Raw genomic sequence first — 17627 nt, forward strand, 5'->3', positions numbered from 1 at the left:
AAAAAAATGCCTTTCCTCCACTTCCGAATTCCGGCGCTGGCCCTGCTGCTGGCGGCCGCCATCGCGCCTGCCTGGGCCGTCGATGCCTTCACCGCCCAGTACCAGGCCAGCGCCCTGGGCATGCTCGGCGAAGGCCAGATGAGCGTTGCCCCGCAGGGCAACAATCGCTGGCAGTACAGCCTGAGCATCCGCAACCAGTTGGTCGATCTGAGCCAGAAGACCGTATTCGACGAACAGAACGGCCGTCTGCGCCCGCTGTCCAGCAGCGACAGTTCGCGCATCCTGGTCAAGAAGAAATCGGTCGACACGGTCTACGACTGGAGCAAGTCGCAGGCCACCTGGACCGGCGACATCAAGCCGGACCGCGCCGGGCCGCTCAAGCTGCAGCCGGGCGACATGGATGCGCTGCTGGTCAACCTGGCGATCGTGCGCGACGTTGCCGCCGGCAAGCCGCTGCGCTACCGGATGGTCGAAAACGGCCGGGCCAAGCCGATGACCTACCAGATCGCCGGCAAGGAGCAGATCACGGTGGCTGGCAAATCCCAGCAGGCCACCAAGGTGATCCGCACCGACGGAAACAAGCAGATGATCGTCTGGGTCGTGCCCGACATGCCCGTGCCGGCACGCATCCTGCAGCGCGAGAACGGCCAGGACTCCATCGACCTGACCATCAAGTCCTGGCGCTGAGCCTGGACTGGGAAGCAAAAAAAGCCCGGCGATGCCGGGCTTTTTTCTCGCAGTTGCTCCGCCGTTACTTCTTGGCGCCGGCTTCGGCTTCGTCGGCCACCGTGGTCCGGCAGTCCACCCGGATCGACTGGCCGTTGCCGCGCCAGGCGTAGGAACGGCATTCACGCCGGCCTTCGGTCTGCTTCTCCACCACCACCGCGTAGAAGGCCTGCATGATTTCCTGCTCGGTGACGGTGCCGTCGCCGTTCCAGTCCATGTCCTTGTTGGAAATGCCGCTGGTGCCTGCGGCGCCGGTGAAGTGCAGGTAAGCCAGAATCGCCAGCAGCAAGGCGAAAAACACCAGCAGGGCCTTGCGCCGGGGCGAGAGACGGGTGCGCTTGGTTGTCGACATCGTGGCGTGCTCAGGAAATCCGGCGGATCTTGGCGCCCAGCGCGCCCAGCTTTTCTTCGATGTTCTCGTAGCCGCGATCCAGGTGGTAGATGCGGTCGATCACGGTGTCGCCCCCGGCGACCAGGCCGGCGAGGATCAGCGACGCAGAGGCACGCAGGTCGGTCGCCATCACCGGCGCGCCACTCAGCTTCTCCACCCCGCGCACGATCGCCGTGTGTCCTTCCACGCGGATGTCCGCGCCCAGGCGCAGCAACTCGTTCACGTGCATGAAGCGGTTCTCGAAGATGGTCTCGTTGATCACGCCCACGCCCTCGGCCACGCAGTTCAGCGCCATCAGCTGCGCCTGCATGTCGGTCGGGAACGCCGGATACGGCGCCGTGGTCAGGCTGACCGCGCGCGGCCGCCTGCCCTGCATGTCCAGGCTGATGCTGTCTTCGGTCGTCTCGATGGACGCGCCGGCCTCGCTCAGCTTGTCCAGCACCGCGTCGAGCGTATCGCCGCGGGCGCGGCGGGCGACGATGCGGCCACCGGTCATCGCCGCGGCCACCAGGAACGTGCCGGTCTCGATGCGATCCGGCAGCACCGCATGGCGGCCGCCGTTGAGGCGCTCGACGCCGCGGATGACGATACGCGGCGTGCCTGCGCCCTCGATGTCCGCGCCCAGCGCGATCAGGCAGTTGGCCAGGTCGGTGATTTCGGGTTCCATCGCGGCGTTCTCGAGCACCGTGGTGCCCTCGGCCAGGGTGGCGGCCATCAGCACGTTCTCGGTGCCGGTCACGGTGACCATGTCGAACACGTAGCGACCGCCCTTCAGGCGCTTGGCCTTGGCCTTCACGTAGCCATTCTCGACCACGATGTCGGCACCCAGCGCCTGCAGTCCCTTGATGTGCTGGTCGACCGGACGCGAACCGATCGCGCAGCCACCCGGCAGCGAGACTTCCGCCGCGCCGTACTTGGCCAGCAGCGGGCCCAGCACCAGGATCGAAGCGCGCATGGTCTTGACCAGTTCGTAAGGCGCCACGTGCTGGTTGACGCTGCGCGGATCGACGGTGATGCCGCTGCCGCGCGACAGGGTGCCCTCGTCGATGCTGATGCCCGCGCCCAGCTCGCCGAGCAGCTTGATGGTGGTGACCACGTCGTGCAGGTGCGGCACGTTGGTGATCTCCACCGGCGCGTCGGCGAGCAAGGTGGCGCAAAGAATCGGCAATACCGCGTTCTTGGCGCCGGAGATGGTGACTTCACCCTGGAGCGGGATACCGCCGGTCACTACGATTTTCTGCATGGATCACTCGAATGGGATGAGGGTGACGGGAAGATCTGATTGAAGAGAGGAGCACCCGGCTCATTCGCCGGGACGGGTCCGGTGCTGCTCGGCGTCGTCGTGGATGTCGTACCACTCCGCCCTGGAACCGACAAAGATGTGCATCGATGGCCCGGCCGACAAGGGGGTATCCAGCGTTCCCACCCGCAGCCGCAGCATGTCCGGCATGGCGTCGCGGCGACTGTACAACGGCGATGCGCAGCGCCGGCAGAACATCCGGTGGACGCCGGGCGAGGATTCGTAGCCGGCCAGCCATTCCGCGCCTTCCAGCAACTCGAAATCACCGGTGGCGATCGGCACCACCGCCTGGAACGCCGAACCGTTGGCCTTGCGGCAGCGCGAGCAGTGGCAGACCACCATCGCCCCCGGTTCGCCGCGCACCTGGTAGCGGATGCCTCCGCACAGGCAACTGCCGGAGAGCGCGGGAGCCGATGGCGCGGTCATCCGGCTTATTTGCCGTCCGGGGTGACCGTCTTCAGGGCCAGCGCATGGATGGCGCCTCCCATCAGATCGCCCAGGGTGGCATAGACCATCCGGTGCCGGGCCAGCGGCAACTTGCCGCGGAAGGCTTCCGCCACCACCGTCGCCTCGAAGTGCACGCCGTCCTCGCCCTCGACCTGCGCCTGCGCGCCGGGGAGGCCGGATTCGATGAGTTTACGGATGGTTTCGGCGTCCAACGGGCATTTCCTAATAAAATGGCCGCCTATTCTACTCCCGGCACGGCGCGCGCATGCCCCACACGCTTCCCCACAACCCGGCCGTGCAGGACGCCCAACTGGCCGCCAGCGGGCGACGCGTGATCGACATCGAGGCACAGGCGCTGACCGCGCTGGCCAGCCGGCTCGATGGCAGCTTCTCCACGGCCTGCCAGGCGATCCTGGCCAGCCGCGGCCGGGTCGTGGCGACCGGCATGGGCAAGTCCGGGCATATCGCCCGCAAGATCGCCGCCACCCTCGCCTCCACCGGCACCCCGGCCTTCTATGTGCATCCCGGCGAAGCCGGGCACGGCGATCTGGGCATGATCACCGACGCCGACGTGGTGCTGGCGATCTCCTATTCCGGCGAATCGGACGAGTTGCTGATGCTGCTGCCGGTGCTCAAGCGCCAGGGCAACACCGTCATCGCCATGACCGGCAGGCCCGGTTCCACGCTGGCGCGCGAATCCAGCCTGCACCTGGACGTGAGCGTGCCGGCCGAAGCCTGCCCGCTCGACCTGGCTCCGACCAGCAGCACCACCGCGACCCTGGCGATGGGCGACGCGCTGGCGGTGGCCCTGCTGGAAGCCCGAGGCTTCACCGCCGACGACTTCGCCCGCTCCCATCCGGCCGGCAGCCTCGGCCGCCGCCTGCTGCTGCACATCACCGACGTCATGCACGCCGGCGCCGACGTGCCGAGGGTCGGCGAGGACGCCACCCTCAGCGAAGCGCTGGTGGAAATGAGCCGCAAGCGCCTGGGCATGACCGCGGTGGTCGACGCCGAGGGGCGCCTGGCCGGACTGTTCACCGATGGCGACCTGCGCCGGACCCTGGACAATCCCGGGCTGGACATCCGCCATGCGCGCATCGCCGAGCTGATGACCCGCCGGCCCAAGACCATCGGCGCGGACCAGTTGGCCGTGGAAGCGGCCCGGATGATGGAAACCCATAAAATCAGCGGCTTGATCGTGGTCGACGCTGAACAACGGCCGGTCGGAGCCCTTAACATTCATGACCTGTTGCGCGCGCGCGTGGTCTAAGGGGCGCTGATATCCGGAAGGGGTTGCCGGGAATCGCCATTCCCGTCCTTCCGGTCCCTTCCACCGCACCGCGCCGCGTGCCCCGTTCACGGCTCCCCGACTCCCTCCTTCCAGCAGACACCATGCCCCTGTCCCACCTCGCCGACATCGACGATGCCCTGATTGCCCGCGCCCGCCAGGTGCGGCTGGCCTGCTTCGACGTCGACGGCACGCTGACCGACGGGCGCCTGTTCTACGACGACGAGGGCCGGGAATCCAAGGCGTTCCACATCCACGACGGCCAAGGGCTGGTGCTGCTGCGCCGGGCCGGCATCGAAGTGGCCCTGATCACCGCCCGCCACAGTCCCGCCGCCGAACGCCGCGCGCGCGAACTGGGCGTGCGCATCCACGCCGGAGTCAAGGACAAGCTGGCCCAGGTCGACGCCCTGTGCGCCGAACTGGGGCTGGAACGCACCCAGGTGGCCTTCATGGGCGACGATCTGCCGGACCTGCCGCCACTGCGCGCGGTCGGGCTGGCGATCGCCCCGGCCGACGCCCACGTCTGGACCGCCCGCCACGCCCATTGGCGCACCCGCGCCCGCGCCGGCCGTGGCGCCGCCCGCGAGGCCTGCGACCTGCTGCTGGGTGCGCAGGGTCAGGCCGCCGGCCTGTGGGAAGGCATCGCATGAACTGGCGCCTGAGCCTTGGCCTGGTCCTGCTGGTGGCCGCCATCTTCAGCGGCTGGTCGGCCTGGAAGCAGCGCGCGCGCCCGGAAGCCGCCGCCGGCGGGCCGGACCGATCCGACTACGTGATGCACGATTTCGAGATCGTCGCCCTCGACAAGCAGGGCAAGGAAGCGGTCACCCTGCGGGCGCCGGAAATGCACCGCAATCCCGCCGACCAGAGCCTGTCGATCACCACGCCGCTGTTCCTGCTGCCGGACAGTGCCGGCAAGTACTGGCAGATGCGCTCCAAGACCGGCTGGATGAGCCCGGATCACTCCCAGTTGCGCCTGCTCACCGACGTCCAGGGCACCAGCCCGTCCGATGCCCCGCCGCCGACCGCCTTCCGCACCGAGCGGCTGGACATCTTCCCGGACAAGAACCTGGCGACCACCGAGCTTCCGGTCACCATCACCCGGCCCGGTTCTATACTCAGCGGGGTAGGCTTCGAAACCCACCTCAAGAACAAAACCTACGAATTCAAATCCCAGGTCAAAAGTGTCTATGCACCCAAGTCTGCGCGCTAGCGCCCTGCTGCTTCCGCTCCTGCTGGCCTGCGCCGCGGCCTGGGCCAAGTCGTCCGATCGCAACCAGGAAATGGTCATCGATGCCGGCCACCAGAACGGCTCCTACGAAGGCAACAGCAAGATCATGCTGAGCAAGGGCGTGACCGTTACCCAGGGTTCGCTGGACATCCGCTCCAGCACCGGCGAGATCTACATGAACGACGGCGAGATCTCGCGCGCCGTGTTCACCGGCAAGCAGGTCAAGCTGAAGCAGCAGATGGACGATGGCTCCTGGATGGATGCCACCGCCGATCGCGTCGAGTACGACATGACCTCCGAGACCATCACCTTCATCGGCAACTACACGGTGAAGTCGCCGCGCGGCTCCAACAGCGGCCAGAAGATGGTCTACAACACCAAGACCGGCAACATGGAAAGCGGCGGCGACGGTACCCGCGTGCGCACCGTGATCAAGCCGAAGTCGGCGCAGCCGCAGGGCACCAAGTGATGCTGACCGCACAGGGACTGCGCAAGACCTATCGTCAGCGCAAGGTCGTCAGCGACTTCGGGCTGAGCCTGGAAGCCGGGGAAGTGGTCGGCCTGCTGGGACCCAACGGCGCCGGCAAGACCACCTGCTTCTACATGATCGTCGGCCTGGTCGCCGCCGATGCGGGCAAGATCGAACTGGATGGACAGGACATCACCGCCGAGCCGATGTACCGGCGCGCCAAGCTGGGCGTGGGCTACCTGCCGCAGGAGCCGTCGGTGTTCCGCAAGCTGACCGTGGCCGACAACATCCGCCTGGTGCTGGAACTGCGCGAGGATCTGGACGAGGCCGGCATCGAGCAGGAACTGGCCTCGCTGCTGGACGAACTGCAGATCAGCCACGTCTCCGAGCAACTGGGCGCCAGCCTCTCCGGCGGCGAGCGGCGGCGCTGCGAAATCGCCCGGGCGCTGGCCGCCCGGCCCCGCCTGATGCTGCTGGACGAGCCGTTCGCCGGCGTGGATCCCATCTCGGTCGGCGAGATCCAGCGCATCGTCAAGCACCTCAAGAACCGCGGCATCGGCGTGCTGATCACCGACCACAACGTACGCGAGACCTTGGGAATCTGCGACCGGGCGTATATCCTCAACGAAGGCAGCGTGCTGGCGCAGGGGGCACCGGACGCGTTGCTGGCCAATCCGGACGTGCGGCGCGTGTACCTGGGGGAAACTTTCCGTCTCTGAGGGCGATGCCGCACCATCCGGACCGCAGGCCATGCCGTCGCCTTCGGACATCGGATGAAACCACGCCTCCAGACATCGCTGGGACAGCAACTGGTCATGACGCCGCAGCTGCGTCAGGCCATCCGCTTGCTGCAGATGTCGACCGCGGAGCTTGAGGTGGAAATCACCCAGGCCGTGGAATCCAATCCCCTGCTGGACTGGGCCGACGACGCCCCCGCCGCCGGCGAAGACGGCCCGCCGACCGAGGCCGAGCGCGGCAGCCAGGAGGAATCCCGCCACGACGAGGACGGCGCACCCGGCGACGACGACTGGGCGCCGGACGAAGGGCCATGGTCCTCCTCGGGCGGCGGCTCCTTCGACGATGACGATCCCGGCAGCGCGGCCGAGCGGATCGCCGAAGCCGACACCCTGCGTGACCACCTGCTCTGGCAACTCCACCTGTCGCACCTGTCGCCACGGGATCGCCGCATCGGCAGCGCGCTGATCGATGCCCTGGAGGAAGACGGCTACCTGCGCGAAGCCCTCTCCGGCATCGCCGAAACCCTGAAGCCGGATCTGGAAGCCAGCGAGGACGAGATCAGCGTGGTGCTGCACCAGTTGCAGCGCTTCGATCCGGTCGGCGTGGGCGCGCGCAACCTGGGCGAATGCCTGCGCCTGCAGTTGCTGGTGCTCAGCGACGACACACCCGGCAAGGCGCTGGCGATGCGCATCGCCGACGGCCCGCTGGATCGGCTGCCGCGCAGCGGCGTGGCCGGCATCGCCGCCGAACTCAGGCAACCCCTGGCCGAGGTGGAAACCGCGGTCGCCCTGCTGCGCACCCTGGATCCCAAGCCCGGTGCGCAGATCGGCGAGCTGGGCAGCGATACCTACGTGGTGCCCGACTGCGTGGTCTGGCGCCAGCGCGGCGTCTGGCGGGCGGCCCTGGCCGGCAACAACCTGCCCCGGATCGGCATCCATCGCGGCTACGAACAGATGATCCGGCGCTGCGGCGAGAGCGACGCCGGTTACCTCAAGGGGCAATTGCAGGAAGCCCGCTGGCTGCTCAAGAGCCTGGAGGCACGCGGCGAGACCCTGCTCAAGGTCACCCGCTGCCTGATCCGCGAGCAGGCCGGCTTCCTGGAGTTCGGCGAACAGGCGTTGCGCCCGCTGACCCTGCGCGAGGTGGCCAGCGAGGTCGGCCTCCACGAATCCACGGTTTCACGGGCGATTGCGCGCAAGTACGTGCGCACGCCGCGTGGAACCTTGCCGCTGCGGGCGTTCTTCGCCTCCGGCATCGACACCGAGGGCGGCGGCGAGGCATCCAGCACCGCCATCCAGGCCATGATCCGCCGCCTGATCGAGCAGGAAAACCCGCGCAAACCCTTGTCCGACGCCAAGCTCGCGGACCTGCTGAAGGCCTCCGGCATCCCGGTGGCGCGGCGTACGGTCGCCAAATACCGTGAAGCCCTGCACATCCTTTCGTCGCACGAACGCGTGCGCCTGGACTGAATCCGCGTTTTTCCTCCGCACCGCTTGATCACGGTCGGGATCAGGCCCATCTTGTCATTGCGGCGGTTGGCCGCGTTGACGGAGATGTCCTGGAACCCAAGCCTGATTCCGTTGTCACAGATGCACGACAACGCGTTCTCAGCAGTGCCGACAGCACTGCATCACCGACAGAAGGAGGCAAGCGATGCGTATCGAGACCTACGGGCATGAAATCGAAGTCACCCCCGCCCTGCGCGAATACGTGGAAACCAAGCTGAAGCGCCTGGAGCGCCATTTCGACCAACCCTTCGAAGTCCGTACCCAACTCTGTACGCGCAAACCCGACTACGTCGCCGAAGCGACCGTCTCCCTCGCGGGCCGTACCCTCCATGCCGACGCCGGTGCGCAGACCATGTATGCCGCCATCGACATCCTGGCTGACAAGCTCGATCGCCTGCTGGTCAAGCACAAGGAAAAGAAGACCGACGTGCAGCGCGGCCTGCGCGTGGAAGCCGTCGGCTGAGGTAGTTCCCGCCCCCAACCGCCCTTGCCTGCGACCCTCGCGGTCCGGGCAGGGGCGTCGCAGCGTTCTTCACGCTGCATTAGCAGTTCCCCTCCCTCCGGATTACACTCCCCTCTGCCTGCGCCGTCCGCGCCTGGCGGGTCGCATCGACGCGCCCGTCCCGTGCGCACGCCAATGACGACGCGCCGCACCTTCCCCACTTCCCGTCCGTCCTCGCATGATGAACACCAGTATCACCGCACGCGAACTGTTCGAGCAGCAGAAGGAGAAGCTGGCCCTGCGCTGGGTGGCCGGGCAGAAAGGCGAGAACCGGATCCTCGAAGCCGGCGACACGATCGCGCGGCGTCCGTCGCTGGCCGGTTATCTCAACGCGGTCTATCCCAACAAGGTGCAGATCCTGGGTACCGAGGAACTGAGCTGGCTGGATTCGCTGGATTCGCGCCAGCGCTGGGAAACGATCGAGAAGATCGTCCACTTCCGTCCGCTGGCGCTGGTCATCAGCAAGAACCAGCAATGCCCGGAGGATCTGCGCGAGGCGGCGAATGAAACCGATACGCCGCTGTGGATCTCGCCCAAGCGCGGCCATGAGCTGCTCAACCACCTCTCCTACCATCTTGCGCGCACACTGGCGCCGCGGGTGACGCTGCATGGCGTGTTCATGGAGATCTATTCGATCGGCGTGCTGATCACCGGCGAGGCCGGTTCCGGCAAGAGCGAACTGGCGCTGGAACTGTTGAGCCGTGGCCACCGCCTGGTCGCCGACGACGCGCCCGAGTTCACCCAGATCGCGCCGGACGTGCTCGACGGCACCTGCCCCGAGCTGCTGCAGGATCTGCTCGAGGTACGCGGGCTGGGCGTGCTCAACGTGCGCGAGATGTTCGGCGACACCGCGGTGAAGAAGAACAAGTACCTGCGCCTGATCGTGCACCTGACCCGGCCGATGACCGAACCCAACCCGCATGGTTACGAGCGCCTGACCGGCGACTCCGGCACCCGCCACGTGCTGGATCTCGACGTGCCGCTGATTACCCTGCCGGTGATGCCGGGCCGCAACCTCGCCGTGCTCACCGAGGCGGCCACCCGCCTGCACATCCTGCGCACCAAGGGCATCGACCCCGCGGCGATGTTCATCGCCCGCCACAGCAACCTGCTGGAGCGGAGCACGCCATGAGTTCGCCGGGAGAGGACATCCCTGCGGCGGTGCGCGCGGCCCCCCCGACCGTGGTCATCGTCAGCGGCCTGTCCGGCTCGGGCAAGTCGGTGGCGTTGAAGACCTTCGAGGATCTGGACTACTACTGCGTCGACAACCTGCCGGTCGAACTGCTGCCGCCGTTCGTGCGCAGCCTGATGAAGGGCGACACCCTGCCGCAGAAGATCGCGGTCGGCATCGACGCCCGCAGCGGCCATGCCGAACTGGGCAAGCTGGCACAGTGGCGCGCGGCGCTGGCGCAACTGGGCCTGGAAGGGACGCTGATTTTCTTCGACGCCGCCGACGAGATCCTGCTGCGGCGTTATTCCGACACCCGCCGCCGGCATCCGCTCAGCCACAGCCACACCGGGCTGTCGCTGCAGGAAGCCATCCGCCGCGAGCGCGAGGTCACCGCGCCGCTGCGCGAGGCCGCCGACGTCGTCATCGACACCAGTCAGCTCAACGTGCACCAGTTGCGCCGGCGCATCATCGCCGAGTTCGCGCTCAACCGCGGCGCGGCACTGTCGCTGCTGTTCGAGTCCTTCGCCTACAAGCGTGGCGTGCCGGCCGACGCCGACTTCGTGTTCGACGCCCGGGTGCTGCCCAACCCGCACTGGAATCCGGAACTGCGACCCTATTCCGGGCGGGACGCGAAGGTGCGCGAGTACCTGCGCTCCCAGTCCGAAGTTTCCGAGTACGTCGGCCAAGTCAGCCAGTTCCTCGATACCTGGCTGCCGCGCCTGCGCGGGGAAACCCGCAGCTACGTGACCATCGCCTTCGGCTGCACCGGCGGCAAGCACCGCTCGGTGTACCTGGCCGAGACGCTCGCCCAGCACGCCCGCAACCAGGGCTGGGAGGAAGTCGCCACTTTCCACCGGGAACTGGACTAGGCGCATCCGGTGGTGCGCGGCGGCGCTTCCGCCGCGCCTTGACCCGGCCTTCACGCGCAACGCCGCGTCCCGCCAAAACCGCTTCCGGCATGTCATCCCCGTCTGTTAACGTTCCGGAATGGCTTGTGGCATCCTCCTCGTTACCCATCCCGGCATCGGCGCGTCCATCCTGGCCGTCGCGGCGACCCTGCTGCGTCAGCTGCCATTGAAGGCGGAAGCCTTCGAGGTGCCGTTCGACGCCGACCTGGACGCGTTGCTGCCGCAGGCGTCGGCCGCGCTGCGGCGGGTCGACGGGGGCGATGGCGTGCTGGTGCTGACCGATCTGTACGGCGCCAGCCCCAGCAATCTAGCCGGCAGGCTGGCGCGCCTGGGCACGCCGATCCGGCGGGTGTCCGCACTGAGCCTGCCGATGCTGTTGCGGGTAATGAACTATTCGGAACAGGGACTGGACGAACTGCCGGCGACCGCGGCCGCCGGCGCACGCAACGGAGTCATCCACGACGATGCTTGAACGCGAACTCACCGTTTCCAACCGCCTGGGCCTGCACGCCCGCGCCACCGCCAAGCTGGTCCAGGCCTTGGCCGGCTTCCGCTGCAACGTGACGCTGGCCGCCAAGGGACGCGAGGTCAACGCCAAGAGCATCATGGGCGTGATGCTGTTGGCCGCCGGCCAGGGCACGCCGGTGATCGTGCGCGTGGACGGCGAGGACGAGAGCGCCGCGATGGACGCGGTCGCCGCCCTGTTCGAACGACGGTTCGACGAGGACGCCTGATGCGGACGCTGCTGTCGGGCCATGGCGCATCGCGCGGAAGCGCGCTGGGACGCGCCCGGGTCCGGCTGCCGCACGCGCTGGAAGTCGCCGAGCAGCGCATCCACGCCAACCAGGTGGAAGCCGAGCTGCGACGCCTGCACGTGGCGGTCGATGCCACCCGCGAGGAGATGCACCGGCTGCGCGATCGCCTGCACGGCGCGCTGGCCAGGGAAGTCGGCGAGTTCCTCGACCTGCACGCCCTGCTGCTGGACGACCCCGAACTGCTGTACGGCCTGGACGAACTGATCCGCACCGGCCGCTACAGCGCGGACTATGCGCTGCGCTTGCAGCGGGATCGGCTGGCGGCGGTTTTCGAGGGCATGGACGATGCCTACCTGAAGAGCCGGATGGACGATCTCGACCACGTGATCGGCCGCATCCACGCCCATCTCCAGCAGCGCGCGGTCGATGCCGAGGGCGTGGCCGGCGACATCCTGGTCTGCGACAACATCGCCCCGTCCGAACTGGCGCAGCTGCAATCGCAGGGCGTGGTCGCGATCGTCACCGCCGCCGGCAGCGCGCTCTCGCACAGCGCGATCCTGGCGCGCAGCCTGCACATGCCGCTGGTCGTCGGCGCGGCGCAGGCGCTGCAGCGGGTCAACGATGGCGACGCCCTGATCGTCGACGGCGCCACCGGCCGGGTGGTGGTCGAACCGAACGCGGCGGATCTGCGGGCCTATCGCGAACGCCTGCGCAAGGCCGCCCGCGAGGAACGCGAGCTGGGGCGCCTGCGCTCCAAGCCCAGCCGCACCCGCGACGGCGTGGACATCGCGTTGTACGCCAATGCCGAATCACTCGACGACGTGGCGCGCGCGCACGCGCTGGGCGCGGCCGGCGTGGGGCTGTACCGCACCGAATTCCTGTTCCTGCAGCGCAACGAGTTGCCGGACGAGGACGAGCAGTTCCGCGCCTACCGCGACGTGGTGCTGGGCATGAGCGGCCGGCCGGTCACCATCCGCACCCTGGATCTGGGCGCCGACAAGGCCGACCGCACCGGGTTGGTGCTGGACGACGAGGACAACCCCGCGCTCGGCCTGCGTGGGGTGCGCCTGTCGCTGGCGCGCGATGGCGTGTTCGATACCCAGTTGCGCGCCATCCTGCGCGCGTCGGCCTACGGCCCGGTGCGCATCCTGATCCCGATGGTCAGCAGCCGCGAGGAGATCCTGGCCATCCGGCGCCTGCTCAAGCGCGTCTCCACCCAGTTGCGCAAGCGCGGGCTGGAGATCGCCGGCCAGGTGCAACTGGGCGCGATGATCGAGGTGCCGGCGGCGGCGATCGCCATGCACGGCTTCGTCGACGTGGTCGATTTCGTTTCCATCGGCACCAACGACCTGGTGCAGTACCTGCTGGCCGCCGATCGCAACAACGAGGCCCTGGGCGAACTGTATTCACCGCTGCACCCGGGCGTGATCCGGCTGCTGCGGCACGTGATCACCATCGGCCAGGCCCACGAGGTGCCGGTGGCGGTGTGCGGCGAAATGGCCGGCGACCCGCGGCTGGCGCCGTTGCTGCTGGCGCTGGGGCTGCGGGAATTCAGCCTGCACCCGAACACCCTGCTGGAACTGCGCCGGGTCATCCGTGCCAGCGACTGGGAAGCCCTGCAGGCCTCCACCGACAAGCTGCTCAAGACCCGCGATCGCGCCGGCATCGAGCGCTGGCTGAAGTCCGCCTCCGCCTGATCGCGGCGACCGCGCGGAAAATGCCCCGCATGGGGTGTCCATAATCTCAGCGGCAAGCGATAATGGCGCGATGAACATCTGATGCCACGGTCGCATCCGTCCCGCGGATCGGCCCCGTTTCGGAGCACTGCATGGCCGAAGCCGTCCGCCACGACAAGACCGCGCGTCAACTGCGCCTGCTCTCCGACGCCCTCGACAGCGGCCGGCTGGGGCCGGTGCGCCGACTCGTCAACACCCTCGCCCCCGCCGAAATCGGCAACCTGCTCGAATCGCTGCCGCCCGGCAAGCGCGAGGTGGTGTGGGGTCTGGTGGACGCCGAGGACGACGGCGAGGTGCTGGTCCACGTCGGCGACGAGGTCCGCGAGAGCCTGCTGGCGGAGATGGACCCGGACGAAATCGTCGCCGCGGTCGAAGACCTGGACATCGACGATCTGGCCGATCTGGTCGAGGACCTGCCGGACACCGTCATCGACGAAGTCCTCAAGTCGATGGACCGGGAGAACCGCGAGCGGCTGGAGCAGGTGCTGTCCTACCCGGAGGACTCCGCCGGCCGCCTGATGAACCCGGACGTGGTGACCGTGCGCGCCGACGTCAACGTCGACGTGGTGCTGCGCTACCTGCGCCTGCGCGGCGAACTGCCGGACCACACCGATCACCTGTTCGTGGTCAGCCGCCGCCACCAGTACCTGGGCCGGGTCTCGCTGGCCTCGCTGGTCACCCACGAGGACAGCACGCCGATCAACCGCCTGATCGACGACGAGCAACCGGCCATCGACGTCGGCGAGAGCGCCGAGGAAGTCGCCCGCCAGTTCTCCGACCACGACTGGATTTCCGCGCCGGTGGTGGATGACAACAACATCCTGCTCGGCCGCATCACCATCGACGACGTGGTCGACATCATCCGCGAAACGGCCGAGCACCAGGCGCTGGGCGCCGCCGGCCTGGACGAGGACGAGGATCTGTTCTCGCCGGTGCGGCGCGCGTTCCGGCGCCGCCTGATCTGGCTCGGCATCAACCTGTGCACGGCGTTCCTCGCCGCCAGCGTGGTCGGCCAGTTCGAGGGCAGCATCGCCAAGCTGGTCGCACTGGCCGCGCTGATGCCGATCGTCGCCGGCATGGGCGGCAACGCCGGCACGCAGGTGCTGGCGCTGATGGTGCGCGGCCTGGCGCTGGGCCAGATCGGCGCGTCCAACGTGATGACGCTGCTGAAGAAGGAACTGGCGGTCGCGCTGATCAACGGCCTGTGCCTGGGCGTGGGCCTGGGCATCATCGTGTTCCTGTGGTTCCGCCAGCCCGGCCTGTCGCTGGTCATCGGCAGCGCCCTGACCATCAACCTGCTGACCGCGGCGACCGCCGGTGTGCTGGTGCCGCTGACGCTCAAGCGGCTCGGCTTCGATCCGGCGTTGGCCGGCGGCGTCATCCTCACCACCGTCACCGACGTGATGGGTTTCCTCAGCTTCCTCGGCCTGGCCACGGTCATCCTGTTGCAGTGACGCGGGCTGCGCCACCCCGCGCCCGGCGGCGCACAAGGGAGGCGCCCGGAACCGTGGCCGCTGCTGTCGGTGCTGCTGTCGGTGCGGTTCTCGGCCCGCTGTTCCCGGGCTGGCCGCGAATCCGTTCCGGATCCATCATGGGGCCCTGGCGGTTCCATGCCGCCATCCACGTCGCCACCTGCCTCTACCTCGCCCTGGGAAGCTCCGCATGACCACCCCCGCCTTGCCCGGCTCCATCCGCCCATCCTCCTTCCGGATTCCATCCCTCCGTCTTGCCCTGCGAATGCTCGCCCTGCTTTCCACCGCCGTGTTGCTGGCCGGCTGCGCCACCCGGCCGGCGTCCCCGCATGGCGGGTTCGTCGAGCGCCAGGTCGAGGTCGCCGGCAAGACGCATCGCTACCAAGTGTTCGTGCCGGCCGGCCATGGCCGCGGCAGGATGCCGGTGATCCTGTTCCTGCACGGATCCGGCGAACGTGGCGAGGACAACCAGTTGCAGATGAAGGTCGGCCTGCCGCCGCACCTGCGCCAGCACCTGGACGACTTCCCGGCGGTGGTGGTGATTCCGCAGGCGCCGGCCGACACCGAGTGGACCCAGGAGGCCGGCACGATCGCGCTGGCCGCGCTGGATGCCTCGATGAAGGAATTCGATGGCGATCCCGATCGGGTCTACCTGACCGGCCTGTCGATGGGCGGCTACGGCACCTGGGAACTGGCCCTGCAACAGCCGCAGCGCTTCGCCGCGCTGGTGCCCATCTGCGGCGGCCTGACCGTGGACTGGACCGACCAGCGCCCGAGCATGGTCGCGCACAGCGTGGCCGAGGCGTCCGATCCGTTCGCCGAAGCCGCGCGCCGGCTCAAGCACGTGCCAGTCTGGATCTTCCATGGCGGCAAGGACGATCTGGTGCCGCCGGTGCAATCGCGCCGGATGGACGCGGCGCTCAGGCAGGCCGGCGGCGACGTGCGCTACACCGAATTCCCCGACGCCAACCACAACTCCTGGGATCCGGCCTATGCCACCCCGGAACTGTGGACCTGGCTGTTCCAACAACACCGCTGAGATTCCATGGCCGAACTGCTCCACGACTATTTCACTCCCGGCTGGCGCGAGCGCACGCATGCCTGCGCCTGCGGCTGGCAGGGTGATTCGCGCGCCATGCAGATGGACCTGCAGGACGAAGTCACCGACTACGCCTGTCCCGAATGCGGCAACCTGCTGCTGATCGTCAGCCATCCGGACCGGGAACAGGTCCGGCGGGCCGCCGCCGCCGGCCATCCCGAAGCGATCCAGCAACTGGCCCTGCTGGAAGAGGCGGAGCGTTACCTGGGCGAACGCTGACGCCGTCCGTCGCCCGGCCCTCAACCGGCGCGCGCCGCCGCCGATAACCCGGCGCCCCTTCACGAAAAGATCCGCGCCGAGCACCGTCCATGGCCGAACCTTCCGACGCTCCTCCCGGCCTGACCGGCGGATTCCGCCGCCTGTGGGCGCGTGGCCACAAGCGCGCGCAGCCGCCAGCCGGCAAGGGACTGGCGCCGCACGATTCCGCGCACCCGCTCATCAGCGCGGCGCAGTTGCAGGTGCTGTTCGCGCACGCCGATACACCGCCGGCGCTGCTCGCGGCGTTCGCCGATGGACTGGCCGGCCTGGGCGGCGAACTGCGCGGCATGGGCCAGCGCCTGCAGGCCGCCTGCGCCGATGGCGACTGGAATGCCTACGGGCGCGCCATGCGCCAGTTGATCGACAAGTACATCCGCACCATTCCGGACGAACCGGTGCCCGGCAGTGGCGTCCCCAGCGAATCGGAACAGTTGCGCGGGCTGCTCCATCACACCCTGGTGATGGCGGTGGAGACCCTGCTGCGCGAGGATGCGCGCCTGCACCCGCAGACCCAGTCGGTGGCCGATCAGCTCAAGGACTGGCAACCGGGCCAGCCGCTGGCCGCGCTGGACGGCCAGCTCAGGGAACTGTGCCACGCCATCGGCCAGGCCAGCCACGAAACCCGCGACGCGCAGGAGCTGCTGCGCAGCCTGTTCGACCTGTTGCTGGAGAATGTCGGCGAACTGTTGGAGGACGGCAGTTGGCTGCAGGATCAGATCGCGGCCGCGCGCAGCCTGCTGTCCGGTCCGCTGGACCGCGAACGGCTGGAGGAAACCCGCAGCGGCCTGCGCGAGGTGATCTACAAGCAGGGCCTGCTCAAACAGGGACTCGACGAATCGAAGGCGGCGATGAAGGACATGATGGTCACCTTCGTCGAACGCCTCGACGGCATGGCCAGCAGCACCGGTGAATTCCACGACCGCATCAGCTTCCACGCGCAGGCGGTCCGCGACAGCCGCAGCATCGCCGAACTCGGCAAGCGGATGGAGGACATCCTGGAGGACACCGCCCAGTTGCAACGTCAGGCGCTACGCGCCCGCGACGATCTGTGCGCGGTGCGCGAGGAGGCCGAGGCAGCCGAACGCCGCGTCGCCAGCCTGGAACAGGAGCTGCAGTCGGTATCCAACCTGGTGCGGATCGACCAGCTCACCGAGGCCCTGAACCGGCGCGGCTTCGAGGAACTGTTCCGGCGCGAATCCAGCCGCGCCCTGCGCAGCGGCCAGCCGCTGTGCCTGGCCCTGCTGGATCTCGACGACTTCCGCCTGGTCAACGCCACCCACGGCCATCTCGGCGGCGACGCCGCGCTGCGCCATGTGGTCGCGGTGGTGCGCGGCGCGCTGCGCGGCAGCGATGCGATTGGCCGATTCGGTGGCGAGGAATTCGTGCTGCTGCTGCCGGACACCTCGTTGCGCGAGGCGGAGACGATCGTCGCGCGCGCCCTGCAGCGGCTGGCGCAGCGTCCGCTCCTGCACGAGGGCGAACGATTGGCGGTGACCTTCAGCGCCGGCGTGGCGCCGTGGCGCGCCGGCGAAACGCAGGACGCGCTGGTCGAGCGCGCCGATCGCGCGATGTACGAGGCCAAGGCCGCCGGCAAGAACCGGGTGATGGCGGCGCGCGACTGAAACGCGCCG

General features: G+C 68.4%; 21 protein-coding genes. 17 read left to right on the plus strand and 4 right to left on the minus strand.

Going from position 1 to position 17627, the window contains the following annotated elements; all coding sequences use genetic code 11:
• Positions 1 to 6: 6 nt before the first annotated feature.
• On the plus strand, positions 7 to 687 hold the full coding sequence (locus FG323_RS06805; protein ID WP_141453806.1) for a DUF3108 domain-containing protein: 681 nt from the start codon (positions 7 to 9) through the stop codon (positions 685 to 687).
• Positions 688 to 751: 64 nt separating this feature from the next.
• Here FG323_RS06805 and FG323_RS06810 read toward each other — a convergent pair whose 3' ends face one another.
• Genes FG323_RS06810 through FG323_RS06825 form a run of 4 tightly spaced genes read right to left on the minus strand, consistent with a single transcriptional unit; the run spans position 752 to position 3076 of the window.
• Positions 752 to 1078 carry an EF-hand domain-containing protein gene (locus tag FG323_RS06810; RefSeq protein WP_141453752.1) on the minus strand — a complete coding sequence of 109 codons (327 nt, stop codon included), beginning with the start codon at positions 1076 to 1078 and terminating at the stop codon, positions 752 to 754.
• Between the two features lie 10 nt (positions 1079 to 1088).
• The gene (murA, locus tag FG323_RS06815) at positions 1089 to 2360 is read right to left on the minus strand and encodes a UDP-N-acetylglucosamine 1-carboxyvinyltransferase (RefSeq protein WP_141453753.1); all 1272 of its coding nucleotides are present in this window, start codon (positions 2358 to 2360) and stop codon (positions 1089 to 1091) included.
• Positions 2361 to 2420: 60 nt separating this feature from the next.
• Complete coding sequence (locus FG323_RS06820) at positions 2421 to 2843, minus strand: GFA family protein (protein ID WP_141453754.1); 423 nt, start codon at positions 2841 to 2843, stop codon at positions 2421 to 2423.
• Between the two features lie 5 nt (positions 2844 to 2848).
• Complete coding sequence (locus FG323_RS06825; RefSeq protein WP_141453755.1) at positions 2849 to 3076, minus strand: BolA/IbaG family iron-sulfur metabolism protein; 228 nt, start codon at positions 3074 to 3076, stop codon at positions 2849 to 2851.
• Positions 3077 to 3129: 53 nt separating this feature from the next.
• Here FG323_RS06825 and FG323_RS06830 point away from each other — a divergent pair, with 53 nt between their 5' ends.
• The 16 genes from FG323_RS06830 to FG323_RS06905 all read left to right on the plus strand — a co-directional run bounded on the left by FG323_RS06830 (position 3130) and on the right by FG323_RS06905 (position 17618).
• Complete coding sequence (locus FG323_RS06830) at positions 3130 to 4134, plus strand: KpsF/GutQ family sugar-phosphate isomerase (protein ID WP_141453756.1); 1005 nt, start codon at positions 3130 to 3132, stop codon at positions 4132 to 4134.
• Positions 4135 to 4256: 122 nt separating this feature from the next.
• Positions 4257 to 4802 carry an HAD family hydrolase gene (locus FG323_RS06835; RefSeq protein ID WP_141453757.1) on the plus strand — a complete coding sequence of 182 codons (546 nt, stop codon included), beginning with the start codon at positions 4257 to 4259 and terminating at the stop codon, positions 4800 to 4802.
• Positions 4799 to 5362, plus strand: a complete 564-nt coding sequence (lptC, locus tag FG323_RS06840) for an LPS export ABC transporter periplasmic protein LptC (RefSeq protein WP_141453758.1) — start codon at positions 4799 to 4801, stop codon at positions 5360 to 5362. Before FG323_RS06835 ends, lptC begins: the two co-directional genes overlap by 4 nt.
• A complete protein-coding gene (gene lptA, locus FG323_RS06845; protein ID WP_141453759.1) occupies positions 5340 to 5849 on the plus strand; it encodes a lipopolysaccharide transport periplasmic protein LptA in 510 nt (169 codons plus the stop codon). Before lptC ends, lptA begins: the two co-directional genes overlap by 23 nt.
• On the plus strand, positions 5849 to 6568 hold the full coding sequence (gene lptB, locus FG323_RS06850) for an LPS export ABC transporter ATP-binding protein (protein WP_141453760.1): 720 nt from the start codon (positions 5849 to 5851) through the stop codon (positions 6566 to 6568). Before lptA ends, lptB begins: the two co-directional genes overlap by 1 nt.
• A gap of 54 nt (positions 6569 to 6622) precedes the next feature.
• A complete protein-coding gene (locus tag FG323_RS06855; RefSeq protein ID WP_141453761.1) occupies positions 6623 to 8056 on the plus strand; it encodes an RNA polymerase factor sigma-54 in 1434 nt (477 codons plus the stop codon).
• Positions 8057 to 8240: 184 nt separating this feature from the next.
• Positions 8241 to 8558, plus strand: a complete 318-nt coding sequence (gene raiA / locus FG323_RS06860; RefSeq protein ID WP_141453762.1) for a ribosome-associated translation inhibitor RaiA — start codon at positions 8241 to 8243, stop codon at positions 8556 to 8558.
• A 220-nt stretch (positions 8559 to 8778) separates the two neighbouring features.
• The gene (gene hprK / locus FG323_RS06865; RefSeq protein WP_141453763.1) at positions 8779 to 9729 is read left to right on the plus strand and encodes an HPr(Ser) kinase/phosphatase; all 951 of its coding nucleotides are present in this window, start codon (positions 8779 to 8781) and stop codon (positions 9727 to 9729) included.
• Positions 9730 to 9758: 29 nt separating this feature from the next.
• On the plus strand, positions 9759 to 10637 hold the full coding sequence (rapZ, locus tag FG323_RS06870) for an RNase adapter RapZ (RefSeq protein WP_141453807.1): 879 nt from the start codon (positions 9759 to 9761) through the stop codon (positions 10635 to 10637).
• Between the two features lie 118 nt (positions 10638 to 10755).
• Positions 10756 to 11148 carry a PTS fructose IIA subunit family protein gene (locus FG323_RS06875; protein ID WP_141453764.1) on the plus strand — a complete coding sequence of 131 codons (393 nt, stop codon included), beginning with the start codon at positions 10756 to 10758 and terminating at the stop codon, positions 11146 to 11148.
• The gene (locus tag FG323_RS06880; RefSeq protein WP_141453765.1) at positions 11141 to 11410 is read left to right on the plus strand and encodes an HPr family phosphocarrier protein; all 270 of its coding nucleotides are present in this window, start codon (positions 11141 to 11143) and stop codon (positions 11408 to 11410) included. The genes FG323_RS06875 and FG323_RS06880 overlap by 8 nt, the downstream gene beginning before the upstream one ends.
• The gene (gene ptsP / locus FG323_RS06885) at positions 11410 to 13128 is read left to right on the plus strand and encodes a phosphoenolpyruvate--protein phosphotransferase (RefSeq protein WP_141453766.1); all 1719 of its coding nucleotides are present in this window, start codon (positions 11410 to 11412) and stop codon (positions 13126 to 13128) included. Before FG323_RS06880 ends, ptsP begins: the two co-directional genes overlap by 1 nt.
• Positions 13129 to 13259: 131 nt before the next feature.
• Positions 13260 to 14621, plus strand: coding sequence for a magnesium transporter (gene mgtE / locus FG323_RS06890; protein ID WP_141453767.1), 1362 nt, complete (start codon positions 13260 to 13262; stop codon positions 14619 to 14621).
• Positions 14622 to 14904: 283 nt separating this feature from the next.
• Positions 14905 to 15678 carry a prolyl oligopeptidase family serine peptidase gene (locus tag FG323_RS06895; RefSeq protein WP_255470086.1) on the plus strand — a complete coding sequence of 258 codons (774 nt, stop codon included), beginning with the start codon at positions 14905 to 14907 and terminating at the stop codon, positions 15676 to 15678.
• 6 nt (positions 15679 to 15684) lie between these two features.
• On the plus strand, positions 15685 to 15957 hold the full coding sequence (locus FG323_RS06900; protein WP_141453769.1) for a hypothetical protein: 273 nt from the start codon (positions 15685 to 15687) through the stop codon (positions 15955 to 15957).
• 89 nt (positions 15958 to 16046) lie between these two features.
• Positions 16047 to 17618, plus strand: coding sequence for a GGDEF domain-containing protein (locus tag FG323_RS06905; RefSeq protein WP_141453770.1), 1572 nt, complete (start codon positions 16047 to 16049; stop codon positions 17616 to 17618).
• Positions 17619 to 17627 lie beyond the last annotated feature (9 nt).

This window comes from Pseudoxanthomonas sp. z9, from assembly GCF_006542425.1.
Taxonomy (GTDB): Bacteria; Pseudomonadota; Gammaproteobacteria; order Xanthomonadales; family Xanthomonadaceae; genus Pseudoxanthomonas_A.